This window comes from Bradyrhizobium manausense (assembly GCF_018129685.1).
GTDB classification, from domain to species: domain Bacteria; phylum Pseudomonadota; class Alphaproteobacteria; order Rhizobiales; family Xanthobacteraceae; genus Bradyrhizobium; species Bradyrhizobium manausense_D.
Genome location: NZ_JAFCLG010000004.1, coordinates 263222 through 278301, shown reverse-complemented (window position 1 = coordinate 278301; position 15080 = coordinate 263222). Strand labels below are relative to the sequence as shown.

Annotated in this window: 8 protein-coding genes; 3 read left to right on the top strand and 5 right to left on the bottom strand. The window is 61.7% G+C overall.

Going from position 1 to position 15080, the window contains the following annotated elements; genetic code table 11:
* Positions 1 to 22: 22 nt before the first annotated feature.
* The 3 genes from JQ621_RS13860 (at position 23) to JQ621_RS13850 (ending at position 3050) form a co-directional block, all read left to right on the top strand.
* Positions 23 to 1540, top strand: coding sequence for a sugar ABC transporter ATP-binding protein (locus JQ621_RS13860; protein ID WP_212235260.1), 1518 nt, complete (start codon positions 23 to 25; stop codon positions 1538 to 1540).
* A complete protein-coding gene (locus JQ621_RS13855; RefSeq protein ID WP_212235259.1) occupies positions 1537 to 2562 on the top strand; it encodes an ABC transporter permease in 1026 nt (341 codons plus the stop codon). The genes JQ621_RS13860 and JQ621_RS13855 overlap by 4 nt, the downstream gene beginning before the upstream one ends.
* Positions 2563 to 2633: 71 nt before the next feature.
* Positions 2634 to 3050 (top strand): hypothetical protein, encoded by a 417-nt coding sequence (locus tag JQ621_RS13850; RefSeq protein WP_212235258.1) that lies wholly within the window; start codon positions 2634 to 2636, stop codon positions 3048 to 3050.
* A 242-nt stretch (positions 3051 to 3292) separates the two neighbouring features.
* Here JQ621_RS13850 and JQ621_RS13845 read toward each other — a convergent pair whose 3' ends face one another.
* From JQ621_RS13845 to JQ621_RS13825, 5 genes are all read right to left on the bottom strand, one after another.
* Entirely contained in the window at positions 3293 to 5620 is a 2328-nt protein-coding gene (locus JQ621_RS13845) for a putative bifunctional diguanylate cyclase/phosphodiesterase (RefSeq protein ID WP_212235257.1), read from the bottom strand.
* Between the two features lie 232 nt (positions 5621 to 5852).
* Complete coding sequence (locus JQ621_RS13840) at positions 5853 to 7559, bottom strand: methyl-accepting chemotaxis protein (RefSeq protein ID WP_212235408.1); 1707 nt, start codon at positions 7557 to 7559, stop codon at positions 5853 to 5855.
* A 371-nt stretch (positions 7560 to 7930) separates the two neighbouring features.
* Positions 7931 to 9061, bottom strand: coding sequence for a DUF2336 domain-containing protein (locus JQ621_RS13835; RefSeq protein WP_212235256.1), 1131 nt, complete (start codon positions 9059 to 9061; stop codon positions 7931 to 7933).
* A gap of 40 nt (positions 9062 to 9101) precedes the next feature.
* Complete coding sequence (locus JQ621_RS35870) at positions 9102 to 12242, bottom strand: bifunctional diguanylate cyclase/phosphodiesterase (RefSeq protein WP_212235255.1); 3141 nt, start codon at positions 12240 to 12242, stop codon at positions 9102 to 9104.
* A 296-nt stretch (positions 12243 to 12538) separates the two neighbouring features.
* Positions 12539 to 15013 (bottom strand): TonB-dependent receptor, encoded by a 2475-nt coding sequence (locus JQ621_RS13825; RefSeq protein WP_212235254.1) that lies wholly within the window; start codon positions 15011 to 15013, stop codon positions 12539 to 12541.
* Positions 15014 to 15080 lie beyond the last annotated feature (67 nt).

The window sequence follows — 15080 nt, the reverse complement described above, 5'->3', positions numbered from 1 at the left end:
CGGGCGTTGCCCGCAAGCCTCGATGCCTGATCCGTTTCTCGAACTGATCGATATCAGCAAGAGCTATCCCGGCGTGGTCGCACTCGACCACGTCGGCCTTGCCGTGTCGCCAGGCGAGGTGATCGCGCTGGTCGGCGAGAACGGCGCCGGCAAGTCGACCTTGATGCGCGTGCTTGGCGGCGTGGTCGAGCCGAGCGGCGGCACCATCCGCGTCGACGGCGCCGAGCGGAGCGCACTCACGGTTGGGGATGCGATCAAGGCCGGCATCGCCTTCGTGCATCAGGAGCTCAACCTGTTCGACAATCTCGACGTCGCCGGCAACGTGTTCATCGGCCGCGAGCCGGTGCATGGCGGGCCGCTGCGGTTGATCGACCGCAAGGCGCTCTACGCCAGGACGCAGCCCCTGCTCGACCGCCTCGGTGCCGACTTTGCCCCGGACGCGCCGCTTGCCGATCTGTCGCTGGCACAGCGCCAGCTCGTCGAGATCATGAAGGCGCTTTCGCTCGACGCCCGCCTCGTCATCATGGACGAGCCGACCTCGAGCCTCACATTGACCGAGACCGACCGCTTGATGCGGGTCGTCGCAGCTCTCAAGGCGGACGGCGTCAGCATCATCTTCATCACGCATCGCCTCAACGAGGTGATGCAATGTGCCGACCGCGCGGTGGTGCTGCGTGACGGGCGCATCGTCGGCGCGCTGACCCGCGCCGAGCTGTCTCCTGCGGCGATGATCCGCCTGATGATCGGGCGCGACCTCAAATCGCTCTACGTGCCGCCGGCCGCCCCGCCCGGCGAGGCGGTGCTCGACATCGTCGCGGCCGTCACCGACACCTATCCGGAGCGCCCGGTGAGCCTGTCGGTCCGGCGCGGCGAGATTTTGGGACTGGCTGGCCTCGTCGGCTCCGGACGCACCGAGCTCGCGCGGGCGATCTTCGGCGTCGACCGGCTCCGGGGCGGCGCGATCAAGCTGAACGGCGAAGCCATCCGGGTGACGAGCCCGCGCGGGGCCATCGACCATGGCATCTATCTGATCCCGGAGGATCGCAAGGGCTGCGGCCTCCTGCTCGACGTGTCGATTGCCGAGAACATCTCGCTGCCGGACCTGTCGTCCTATCTGCGCTTCTTGCTGGTCAACACCGCGCTGGAGACGAAGAACGCGCGGGCCCAGCGCGAGCAGCTCAAGATCCGCGCGCCGGACGTTGCAACCTCGGTCGGCTCGTTGTCCGGCGGCAACCAGCAGAAGGTCGTGCTGGCCAAATGGCTGTCGATGCGGCCCAAGGTGCTGATCTTCGACGAGCCGACGCGCGGCGTCGACGTCGGAGCCAAGCAGGAGATCTACGAGATGCTGCGCCGGCTGACCGATTCCGGCGTCGCGATCCTGATGATTTCGAGCGACATGGAGGAGGTGATCGGGGTCAGCGACCGGATCGCCGTCATGCACGAGGGTGCGATCTCGGGTTTCCTCGATCGCAGCCAGTTCAGCGAGCACAACGTGCTCCAGTTGGCCGTCGGCCACGCCGTTGAGATGAGGGTACCTTGAACAAGAAAGATCTGAGCCTGCTGGTCCTGATCCTGGTGGTCGGCGCGGTCGTCGCCTTCATCAATCCGCGGTTCCTCTACGTCGGCAATCTCTCCAACACGCTGAACCAGGTCGGGATGTTCGGCATCTTCTCGATCGCGGAAGCTTTCGTCATCATCATCGGCGGAATCGAGCTCTCGGTCGGATCGGTGATCGCGCTGCTCGGCGTTCTCTTCATCGACCTCATCGTCAATCACGACGTCAACTGGATGCTCGCCTTTGCCGCGATCATCGCGAGCGGCCTCGTGATCGGCCTCGTGCACGGCGCGCTGGTGACGAGGATGCACATCCAGCCGTTCGTGGTGACGCTGTGCGGGCTTCTGATCTATCGCGGCGCGGCGCGCTACTACACCGAGGACGCGACCGCCGGCTTCGGCTTCGGCGCCAGCTTCCCGACGCTGGAATGGCTGACGGCCGGCCGCACCAATTTGCTCGGCTTTCCGCTGCCGCACAGCGTCGTGGCGCTGATCGTCGTCGCCGCCATCGCATGGGTGCTGCTGCATCGCTCGGTGTTCGGCCGCTATCTCTACGCCGTCGGCAAGAACGAGGAAGCCGCGCGCTATTCCGGCATCCGCTCCGAGCGCGTGATGGTCTCCGCCTATGTCATCTGCGGCGGACTGACCGCTTTCGCGGCGATCCTGTTTGCGATGTACACCCGCTCGATCTCGCCGGCCGTGCACGGCTCGTTCTACGAACTCTATGCCATCGCGGCGGCCGTGCTCGGCGGCTGCTCCCTGCGCGGCGGCGAAGGCTCGATCATCGGCGTCGTGCTCGGCACCGTGCTGCTGCAGGTGCTGCAGAACCTGGTCAATCTGCTGGGCATCCCGAGCTCGCTGAATTTCGCCGTGATGGGCGCGGTCATCCTGATCGGCGTGCTCGCCGACCAGTATCTCGTCCAGCGCCGGCAGCGCGTGGTGACGGCCAGGGGCCGTGAACAGGCGAGCGTCGCGTCGGCCCCGCTCGAGCCGATGAAGGTGGAGTGAACGACGAAAACAACCCCATGCACAGTAGCCGGGGATAGTAAAATCAAGGACTTGAAGCGCACTGACTCGGGATGATCCGTCATCGCGCGGGAGGACGGGGGCAGATCCCAGATTTTCTGAAAATCAGCATTCGACTTGACCCGTCGGGCAAAACAGGCGTATGGTGGCATCATCCGCAATATATGGCCGGGCCCGCGATCGACGCGATGCAACTGACTGACGCCGGCAAGGCGTCAGAAGCCACAAGCCGCATAGCCCTTGCGCGCCAGGTGGAAGTGCGATCCGTCGCCGACGAAATCAACGTCCAGACACTCGTTGCCGCGACGAAACGCACCCAGGCCCTCGCAGTGCAGATATTCGAGGTTGATGCGCCATCGCCTTTCCGACGGCAGGTAGGTCGCAAAGTCGTGCTGGGCGCGCGGGCGCCCCTTGCAAATGCCGGCAATATATTGCCGGACTTCGGCAGGAAGGACGTCGATGTGCTCTGAATTCAGGGGATCGTCATGACCAACGCCTCCCGACCGCGCGTCGGCTGGAAGCGCTGCACAAACCGTCAAGCTCAATGCCACCAGGGGTGCTCTGATCCACATTGTCTCTGCCTCATCGTGCCTGGGTCACACTGGCACTATGCGCCGCCGAGCTTACACGCAGCTGGCAGCACGCGCCTTGCGGCCGATCAAGGCGCTCTGCTGTCGCATCTGCCCTCGCGGATGGACAAAACAGGATTCCATCATCCGACTAGCTCGTCAGCGCGCTTAGTCCCGTGTCTTAGATTTCCTTGGACGTGCCATAACCTCGGCTGCACGAGACCGGCCAGATATTGGTGCGGAATAAATGCGGGCACTTGGGTTGCCGCCACTGGCTTACCAAGCAGATAGCCCTGCAGATAGTCGCAACCCAGCTGCGCCAATATCTCGCACTGCGCCTCCGTCTCGAGACCTTCCGCCACCACACGCAGCCCAAGGCCGCGTCCCATCGCAATAATAGCGCTCACCAGCGCAAGACTACGATCATCACTGGTAATTCGGTTGATGAAGCTGCGGTCGATCTTCAGCGTAGTCAGATCGAATTGGGACAAATAGCTGAGTGAGGAATAGCCGGTGCCGAAATCGTCGAGGGACAGCCCGAATCCCGCCTGCCTAAGTCGTTGCAGGAGGGCAACTAGATCCGCGCTGCCGGCAGCGAGCAGGGTTTCCGTCAATTCGAGTTCGATTTGATGCGGCTCGACATTGTGCCTGCGCATCGCGGCAAATAGGTGAGCTTCGAACCCCGGGCTTGTAAACTGACGCGCGGAGACGTTGATGCTCATAACCGGTGCGGCATCCTGATTGATCATTCGCCAGGTGGCCGCCTGACTGATCGCTTCGTCGAGAATCCAGTCGCCGATCTGCAGGATTAGGTCCGATTTTTCCGCCACAGCGATGAACTTGTCGGGCGGCACCCGGCCGAGCACCTTGCTGTTCCAGCGCGCTAGCGCCTCGACTTTAGACAGGCGCCCGGTGACCAGGTCGTAGATTGGTTGATAGTGCAATTCCAGTTCCTGCTTCCGGATCGCCCCTCGCAGCTCGGATTCAAGCCGCAATGATTCCGCGAGACGCTCTTCCATGCTGTGATGGTAACGGATCCACCGGTCGCGTCCCTGCCGCTTGGCCTCGTACATGGCGAGCTCCGCCCGCAGCAACATGAGCTTGGGCGTGAGCGGCTCCGTTCCGGAAACTGCGATCCCGATGCTCGCAGTGGCCTGGATGAAAAGCCCGTCATACCTGATCTCGCGTCGAAGACCGATGCATATCTCGCTGGCCCAGCGCTCGATCAGGTCATCCGCGTCGAGCGGCAAATCGGGTCTGACGATGACGAATTCGTCGCCGCCGAGGCGGGCCAGGATGTCGCCTTGCGCCCGGCTGTCGAGCAGGAACTGCCCGACCTCGGCGATGGTTTTGTCGCCACCGACATGGCCCATGGAATCATTGATATTCTTGAAATGATCGAGGTCGATCAGCAGCATCGCGCACTGGGTATGCTGGCGTTCGCTCTGCCACAGCAGGGTCGTCAGCTGTTCCTCCAGCAGCCGGCGGTTGGGCAGGCCGGTGACGTCGTCGGTCGTCGCCTGTCGCAGCCGTTCCTGCTCGGCTTGCTTGATGCGGCTGAGGTCGCGAACCTGCGTGAGCGTGATCGGGGTCCCGAATTCGAGGAATTTGGAATGAACTACCTCGGCCGGAAACGTCACTCCCGCGTCGGAAGTGGCCGTCTGTTCCTGAACCACCGGCGCCAGATCTTCCGAGCGAAGTATCGCGTCGTCATCCTGAAGCCCGGCGATGTTCGAGAGCTTTCGTCCGACCAGCTTGCTGGCCTTGTCGGTCCCCATCAGGCGGGCTAGCGCATCATTGCAGAACACGATTGTGCCGTCCGGCTGCCGCGCAACCACAGCGTCGGGCAGATGCTTGACGAGTTGATACAAACGTCGGCGCGACTGGGCGGCGGCGAAGGCGACGAGGGCAAATCCGAGCAGGATGGTGGTGGTCCAGTCGAGGACCGACAGCACGGCGGGCTTGTGCGTGGTGGACAGCGTCGTGACATCGACAAATTGCGGCAGATAGGACGCCGCCTTCAGCGCGAACGCAATACCGAGCAGGCGGTGTCGGGATTTCTGCAGAAACAGAACCGCGGACCATGCGTAGGTCAGTATCATGATCAAGCAGACGACCACGCGACCGGCCAGCTGGTCGCCGACAAAACCGACGGCGCCGATGACTGCCGAAAGTGCGAGACTCTGGAGAACCAATTGCTTCGCTGACGTCTGCTGACCGCGCATCGATCGGGTCCCGGCCACCAGCGTAACCAGGAACAAGCCCGTCAGCAGCGTTGCGGTCAGGGCCATCAGAAGGCTGCCGCCGAGCTGAAAACGGAAGCCCGTGAATGCCGCAATGGCCAAGGCCAGGTGGGAAACGCCCCAGAGGAACGCCGTGCGATTTTGCCGGTCACCGCCTGACCAGATCAGCAAGAACGCGAAACCCAACAATGCAACAAGAATAACCGCAACGTCATGAAATGGTATCATTGCTGATTTCCTAAAACGCGCTGATAGGAACCCTATCAAACCTGCATTTAGGACGCGTAAATCGGGCAGCCTGTGGGTTTATGGGGTCTAGCTTGGCCATTGGAGAGCGCACGTCTGCGAAAGCGAGTGCATGGCTCGTCTTGGTGATCGGACAAGCAGCTGGTCAATTGAAAGCCGCGCGGAGCCGGCTTCTCGCTTATCCTGATGAATTGTTCCCCGACTTTTGAAAAGCTTACGCAGCGCGCACCGTCTCGAGGAACTTACCGACCTCGAGCTTGAGACGGTTGCTATCACTTGACAGCGACTCCGCCGCCGAAAGTACCTGCGAAGAAGCCGAGCCGGTTTCGCTAGCGCCGCGCTGCACATCGACGATATTGGACGAGACCTGCTGGGTGCCCATTGCCGCCTGCTGGACGTTGCGGGAGATTTCCTGCGTCGCCGCACCCTGCTCTTCCACCGCAGCCGCGATCGTCGAGGATATCTCCGACAGCTTCTCGATGGTGCCGCTGATCTCCCTGATCGCACCGACCGATTCCTGCGTTGCCGACTGGATGCCGTTGATCTGCTGCCCGATCTCGCCGGTCGCTTTCGCGGTCTGCTCGGCCAAAGCCTTGACCTCGGACGCGACGACGGCGAAACCACGGCCGGCCTCACCGGCACGGGCCGCCTCGATCGTGGCGTTGAGCGCCAGCAGGTTGGTCTGACCGGCAATCGTGTTGATCAGCTCGACCACGTCGCCGATCCGGGCCGCCGCTTTTGACAGCTCTTCAACGCGTTGGTTAGTCCGGCGCGCCTGGTCGACGGCCTCATTGGCCATCCGGGCCGATTCCTGTACCTGGCGGCTGATCTCGTTGACAGACGAACTCAGTTCCTCCGTGGCCGAGGCCACCGACTGCACGTTGGTCGAGGCTTCTTCGGAAGCCGCAGCCACCATCGTGGTGAGTTCTTGGGATCGTGAGGCGGTCGATGTCAACGTGTTTGCCGACGCCTCGAGCTCGTTCGAAGCCGACGAAACGGTTTCGATGATGTCGCCGACCGCGCCTTCGAACTGGTCTGCGAGCTTGAGCATGTCCGCCTTGCGTTGCGCTGCGGAACGCTTTTCCAATTCCTTCTGCTCGGCCTCCAAGCGTATCTTTTCAATTCCGTTCTGCTGAAAGACAAGGGCAGTCCTAGCGACGTCTCCGACTTCGTCTTGGCGGTCGTCGCTGTGAATGGCGACATCGAAATTGCCGGCCGCAAGCTGCTGCAGGAGGGCCACGATTGCCCGGATCGGCCGAGCGATGCCGTATTGGCCGACCATAAAGCCGAGCGCGGCGCCAAGAACGATTCCGGCCGCCGCCAGCATGATCAGCAAGCGAGACGTCGACTCATAGCGTTGGTGCGCGTCCTTGTTCTTGTCTTGGACGCGGGTGTTCAGGCGGTCGGCAACCGCACGGACCTTGGCCTGGACGTTCTCGGCTGCCGCGCGGCTCTTCATTACCATATCACGCAGCCGTTCAGCGCTGTCGCCGAGCTTGGTCGATTTTTCCGCCTCGATCGCCTTCATGGTCGCGTCGAGTTGAGCCTCATAGGCCGCGAATGCGTCGTGGGCGGCGGGAATCATCGCCTTGGCTTGCTCGTCGGGGGTATGGCTGACCTCCTCGAACCGCTCGCGAAACTCCTTGCGCTGCTCGTTGATGATGCCCTGCGCCGCCAGCCGGTTTTCGTCGCGGGGATCGAGCGCGCTGCCGAATTCCGCGCGGCTCATGGCAATCACATTCTGGTTGGCTCGCGCTGCAACCAGCGCGCGACTGGCCGCCGCCGACATGAGGTTTGCCTCTTCGCTCAGTTCGCCGAGCGCCGAGATGCCGAGATATGCGATGATGGCGGCGATACCGCTGAGCAGAACGACGATGGCGAGAACTTTTGTCAGAATCCGGAAGCGACCGAGAAAATGCATTTTCGTTATCCAGAAATAGGAGGTGCGGCTGCTGGAATGCCGAACACTGAAACCGTATTCAACGGCTGTACATAAATTGATTATCAAAAGCGTTAACCTTCCCATCCGTAGGATTGCGGGGCATTATTCTGCACGAAACGTACGACAGTTTTGGCGAGCGGGTCGGCTAAGCCCTCCTTTCCGAGTTGGGCCATCCGCGTCGTTTCTGAAATGTTGCGGCATGCCCGCTATCCCGCTCATATCGGATAGGCAATATGGCGTTGCGAACAGGGAGATAGGCGTGATTCAAGCTCCCGAGACCTTGCCTTCATCAACCTCGCAGCCATTCTGATCTGGCTACGCGCTTGTGAGTCCGCGTCGTGAGTGCTGCTCTATTGGCGGCGATATCCGTTTCCGGGCTGTAAACTCGTCTGGGTCGACGTTCCCACCGCCTTCTCGCGCAACCGATAAAATTGCAGTGCCGTTTGCGCCGTCCTCGACTGCAACCGTGAGAAATTCGCGAAACAGACATCGAGCTGCTGGCGCGAGCTGCCATTCGCACCCGCCTGCAACAACAGCAGCGCCACGGTCGTTGCCCAGCTCAGATCAAGTGCTCTGGCCAGAACAATGATCTGATCGGTTTGCTGCTGCACGAAGACGCGCTCGACCGAGCCGAGCGGCAGGTCGGCCAGCAAAGAAAGCGCAACGGTGACCTTGTCGAAGCTCGCCTCGCCGGCGAACTTCGACAATTGGCTTTCGTCCAGCAGTCCAGACGCGTGGAGTTGTTTGACCAGCGTTTCAGCTTGGGCAAAATCGTCAGAGCCGATCCGCGCGTCCGCCTGAACGCGAGCCGACGCCTCAGTCATCGCGGCTCTGATAAGGTTGACGCGCCTGGGATCGGCTTCCTCCAATTGGCCTTTGACCGCCTCCGATACGTCCACGAACAGTTTTACCAGGTCCTGCCGGGGAATGTCCGGACGCGACCAGATGCGCAGAGCCAGATCATCATCGCTCCTGGCTTTTTCAACGAGCGAGGACATGCCAAGCGCGGAAAAGGCCGCTCCGGCATTCCTAACCGTTCTGACGACGACGGCCTTGTTGCCTCGCTCAACCAGCACATCCGTGACATCCTCGGGCAGGATCTTCCGTCCGGATATGGCGAGCAGGTGATCCTGTCCCTTGGCCTTCGCAACCTCGACAAGCGTTTGCGGCTCGAGCCGTTCGGAATGCTCCAGCACGGGCCCCGCGACCTCGATCGCATCGTGAAAGGCCAGCGTTCGCACGACCCGAGGTGGCGCGTCAGGGATCCTTGCGATCCTGTCGCCGAACTGAACGCGGACCGCGTGTTCGATGTTGTCGAGGAGCCTGCTCATGACATCATCGAACAGCTCGATTTGATCGTCATTGAACTTGCCGGAGCCAACGACAAAGAGATCCGTGACTTTCCGCAGGATTGCGGCGCGTCGCGTCACGTCCTTGCTTGCCAGGGCAGCTTCCAATTGCTCGATAAGGCTGGTTTCCATCGGGATCTCGCATCTGAAGACTTCGGACTGTGGTGGAGGTTCAGGCAATCATCTGATCCGGCCTTGCTGGGTCCGCATCGAGCTGGGTGGCTGGAGCAGGCCAGCCGAACAGATAGCCCTGGACGAAGTCGACGCCCGCCTCGCGCGCATAGTCGAACTGCGCTTCGGTCTCGATACCCTCGGCCGTCGTCAGGATCCCGAGCTCGCGCGCGAGCGCAAGCGTTGCTGCGACCACCGCTCTGAACTCGCGTCGATTCACGGCTCCCTGCATGAACGACTTGTCGATCTTGATCTTGTCGAACGGGAACACGGTGAGATAGTTGATCGACGAATAGCCGGCGCCGAAATCATCCAGCGCAATGGAGATTCCGAGGTTTTTGAGCTGCCGAATGGTCGTGAGATGGGCTTCGCGATTCTCCAGAAAGGCCGTCTCGGTGATCTCAAGCTCCAGGCGCTCCGGCCCAAGCCCCGTCTCGACCAAAGTGCAGAGGATCACATCCAGCAAGTTCGACTTCTTGAACTGGATCGCTGAGATGTTGACGGCAATCCTGACGTCCGCCGGGAACAAGCGAGCATCTCGACATGCCTGCTGGATGATCCATTCCCCGAGCGGGATGATCAGATCCGTCTCTTCCGCAAGAGGGATGAACTGATCCGGTCCGATCAGCCCCCGCTTTGGATGGCGCCAACGGATCAGGGCCTCGACGCCTCGAAGCGACCTCGTTCGGGCGTCGAACACTTGCTGATAATGCAGCTCGAACTGCTCGTGTTCGATGGCATCGCGCAGCTCCTGTTCGGCCGTTTCCCGTACGTTCACCGCCTGAAGCATTTCCGGCTGGAAGATCCGAAAATCATTGCGGCCTTTGGCCTTGACGTCATAGAGCGCCAGATCGGCCTTCTTGAGCAGATCTTCAGGATCGCAGCCGTGTTCGGGCGCCATCGCGATCCCGATCGACGTCCCGACGCTCGCTTGATGACCGTTCAGATCAAACGGCTGGGTGATGACTTGTATGATCCTCAACGCCAGCGCGATGGCACCTTCGTGCTGATTTTTTCCGCCCTCTTGCAAAATGGCGAATTCATCGCCGCCCAGCCTCGCCAACAAGTCGGTCTCGCGAACGACTGATTTCAAGCGACTTGCGACCTCGGCCAACAGCCTGTCGCCGGCGGGGTGACCCAGCGTGTCGTTGACCGCCTTGAACTTGTCGAGGTCGAGCATCAAGACGGTGACGGCATCGCCATTTCGCCGGGAACGCTTGCTGACCTCGTCAAGCTTGGCGTTGAATTGCGCCCTGTTGGCGAGCCCCGTCAAGGCATCATGTTTTGCCAGATAGGCGATTTCGGCCTGCGCACGCCTCTGCTCGGTGACATCCTCGTGGGTCGCGACCCATCCTCCGCCTTCGATCGGGGTCCGCCGTATCATGATCGTGCGCCCATCCGCAGTTAGGATGCTCTGCTGGACGAGCGTCGGAATTTCCTCGAGATTTTGTTCGACAGTCCGGTCATTATCCTTGACCCCCTGCTCGAACTGATACTGGAGCAAGGTCGTCAAGGGGGTTCCGGGTACGGTCAGCGCTTCCGGCAGGCGATACAGTTCTCGAAATCGACTATTGGAGATCACCAGGCGCTTTTCGGCATCGAACAGGCAAACCCCCTGGCTCATATTGGTCAAGGCAGCGTCGAAGCGGCTGTTCAGCCGCGCCAGCTCAGCGGTCTGGTCGAAGACGGCTTTTTCCCTGAAGACTTGATCGGTGATGTCTTCATGCGTCGTCAGCCATCCGCCTCCGTCGAGCTCCTGCCGGCTGAGCTTGATAATGCGTCCGTCAGTGAGTTCTGCGATCCGCGTCGCCCCCGGTACGGCTGCATCTTTCTGAGGATGTGATTCGGGTCGCGAATCCCCGCTCCAAGGAGCCGGAATCCGCCCCTTCGTGATGCCGCTATTGATGATGAAATCCACGATCTCCTGCTGCGGCGTGCCGACCTTCAGCAACTGCGCTGGAAGTCGGTACATTTCGCCATAGCGCGCGTTCCAGACCACCAGCCGCCGTTCGCGGTCGAACATGCTGACGCCCTGCGCCATATTGCTCAAGGCCGCGTCGAACCGGAGGTTCGTTTCGCGAAAAATTCTCGCACCTTTTGCGAACACGCGAGCGATGCGCCAGACGATCAGGCCGAGCAATGCGATAAACCCGACCATGATGACGGCGACGCCGAGTTGGCGGACTGCATTTTCCTGCCAGGGCGCGAGAAGCTCGTCGATAGTTTGAGCAACAGAGATGACGAACGGGTAATCCTTGCCCTGCTCAAAGCTGTTGAGCCGCCGGATGCCATCCGTAGTCGCGGTGATCTCGGCGCTGCCGACCCGCGCTTCCTTCAATTGCCGAAAAATGCCGCTCTTGGACATATCCCGGCCGACATTGGCTTCCACGAACGGCCTCCGCACCAGAAGACTGCCGTTCAAGGACGCCAACACGACGGCGCCGCTCTTGCCCAGTTCGAGCCCGTCATAGAGCCTTTGAAAATAATACGGGTCGAGCGAGGCGATCGCGACGCCCCCAAACCCACCATCGGCCCGGTTGAACCGGCGGGTGACCGGAATAATCCATTCGCCGGTGGTACGGCCGTGAACCGGTTTGCCGATCAGGAGATGACGATCATTATGCTCCCGGTGATAGGCAAAGTAATCGCGGTCGGAAACATCGGACTTAGCATTGGCCACAGTCGAGTTCACGATGATGCGGCCGTCGCTGCCCACCACGGTAAAGCTCACGAACTGGGAAGACTGCGTTACCTCCTGGATGAACCAGTTCCTGAGACGCTGCTGCGCAGGCGCATCGAACTCCGCCTCATTCTCCAGCCTCTCCACCGTCGCAATCAAAAGCGCATCCGCGTTTCGGAACGTCAGGTCTGCATGCTGCGCCAGCGATGCCGCCAGATTGGCGGTATCCCTGCGGGCGCGCGCCATCACCTCGTCGCGCTGTCCAACGACGTGGGATACCTCCAGCGCAAGCAAGGCCAGGCAAACCGTCGCAACGAAACCAGCGATCAGCCTGCTCACGGACAGGAAGCCAAGGATGCTGGCGCCTTGTTGCTCCAGCGAGGGGCCTTTCAATCGTTTATCTCGGCGACTCATTGCAACCCCATGGCCGATGGCGCGCGATACGGTCAGACGCGACGGCACGGCATCCGGGACGAGCCCCGCCAGCTTCGGCCAAGGTTACCGGTCCGTTCTTAAGCCTTGCTTGCGCCGACTATCGAAAATCGGAAACTATGCCCATCGTCCTGCGGTCGAGCGAGGTTTCCTCGTTTTAACGATTGCATCGATAGTATGATATAAATCATACAAACGGTAAAATATGCCTGTCGAGATCCGGCCGAAAGGCTTCTCGATGAACCGGGTGAGGTTCGCCAACGCTTCGCATCAGGGACAGCACCGGCGTCCTCCGACGTGAAGGTGCCGATTTACGCGTCCACGCCTCAGAACGTCACCCGTGCCCCCGCATAGAACGCCCTTGGCCTTGCCGGGCTCAGCGAGCGTGGGTCGGTGAAGGGGTTTCCGCCGTTGGTGAAGTTCGGCAGAGCGCCGGTGTCGAAGAACTGGCCGTAGGTCGCGTACCTGTTGTCAAAGACGTTGTCGACCTTGCCATAGAGCTGGACGTTCCTGGTGACCTGGTAGGACGTGTGCAGGTTGAAGACCGTGTAGGAGGGCAGCTTCGAATATTGATTGGATTCGTCGCCAACCAGATATTGGCTGGAGACGAACAGCGCATTGCCGCCAACCTTCCACGCATCCGTGATGGCATAGTCGACACCGACCTTGACGCGATGGCGCGGGATCGCGGGGATCTGGTTGCCGGGCAGGACCTGGATGTTGCCGGCAGCGTCAGCGAACGGGCTGTTCGAGCCGAGCGTCAACGCGTCGAGGAAGCGGGCATCGACGAAGGTGTAGCTCGCCTGGACCTGAAGCGCCGCCGACTTGATGTCGACCTCGGCCTCGAGCCCCTGCCGCCGCGTCCTGCCGACATTGGTGAAATAACCGAAGCCGGTGCGGCCGGGAACCGGGACCGCCAGGATGTCATCATAGTTTGTGGCGCGGAAGCCGCCGATCTTCCATCCGAGCGTGCCGATGTTCAGCTCCCTGGAGCCGCGCAGCCCCGCTTCCACGGTCTTGGACACGACCTGCTTCAAGGGCGGGTCGGAGACCAGGAACGCCGCGATGAGACAGGGATTTTTCGGATCGGCGCAGCCGAGCTCGAGCGGCGTCGGGACACGGTTGGCCTCGGAATAGCCGGCATAGGCGGTCAGCTCCGGCGCGATCTTGTAGGTCCCGCCGATCACCGGATTGAACCTCGTGTAGGTGTAGTCGCCGTTGAGCGCCGTGCCGAGCTGGTCCTCCAGCGAGATGCGCGCCACGTTGAAGCGGCCTCCGCCCGTGATCGCGAAGGCATCCGTGACGTTGAACGTGTCCATCGCGTACAGGCCGTTATATTGATTGACGGTGCGCAGCGAGACCGGACCGGCAAGCCCGGTCGCGAGCGTGCCCGATGGTCCCAGAAAGACGCCGCTGCCGCTCACGACATAGTTCTCTCCGATCGAACCGATCTCCGCCATGGCATTGTAGCGCGTGACGCTGGCATCATAGCTTGTGCCCATCACGAAGCGGTTGTCGTGCCCGAACAACTGATCGGTGTTGGTGGCCTGCCCGGAGACGCCAAAGCTCGTCGACCGTATCGAGCTGCGGTCGATCTCGCCCAGGATCGTGCCCGGCGCGAACGGATTGCCAAGCTGCGCGCCATCCGCGCCATTCGCAGGCGTCGTACCGTCGCCGAAGCACAGCAGCGTCGCGTCCGCCGCGCACGCGCCGACATTGGTTGGATTGCCGTCGACGATCTTCTGCTCGTACCTGCGCACATGGGCGCTGCCTTCGAGCGTCCAGCTCGGCGTCGCGTCGGCCTTGGCGGTCAGGTTGAGATAGCCGACGCGGTTCGAGCTGGTCTGCGGTGTCGTGTAGGTCGCGCCCCAATAATTATTCAGGAGCTCGGCCGGAACGGTGGCATTGGCGCCGAAATCGTTCTTGGCGGCCCCCACATTGACATGGAATTCGCTGTCGCCCGCCTTGTAGCCGACGTCACTGTAGAAGCGCCGCACGTCCGATTGGGAGAAATTGCGGAAGCCGTTGTCGTGCAGGCCTTCGAGCGCAGCGTAGATGCCCCAGTTCTGGTCGACCTGCTTGCCCCATTGCGCCGAGCCCTGCATGCGGCCGAACGAGCCGCCCATGACGTCGAGCTCCGCGCCCTGATAGGTGAAGCCGTCCTTCATCTGCAGGTTGATCGCGCCGCCGAGCGCGTTGAGGCCGAAGGCGGGGTTGTTGGTGACCAGCGTGACCGACCTGATCGCCGCGGTCGGGATCAGGTCCCAGTTGACGGCGTCCGAGAAGGCTTCATTGATGCGGACGCCATTCTGGTACACGGCCAGGCCCTGCGGCGTGCCTGTGATGGGCGAGGCGACAAAGCCGCGAAACTCGACGTTGGGCTGGAACGGGTTGCCGGTGACCTCGCTGATGCTGACGCCTGCGATGTTGTCGCGCAGCGCATCGGTGACGTTGAGCGAGCCGGTGCGCTTGATCTGGTTGGCATCAACCGCGTTGATCGCCGACGGGACCTTGTCGACCTCGAGACCCCTGCCGGCGCCAGGCGTTGTCGGATAGACGTAGATTCTGCCGCTGCTCCTCGGCTTGCCCGAATTCGCTTCTATCCGCGCAACGGGGCGCGGCCGCGCATGTCGCACGGTCGGCGACGGCGCCACCACTTCGACCGCGGGCAGGTTCTGGACGTTGGTCTCTTGGTCCTGCGCGGCGCGCGCATCTGTTGCGCAAACGAGTCCGGACATCAGCCCTGATGAGACCGAGGCCATCAAGAAACGTCGCGTCTGTCCGGTCCGGCGTAGTCCCATCGTCCCCACCGCAACCATCGGCTGTTTTCGATCGCGCCGTTTGGTTCGAGACGAGTGTAGTCGGCGG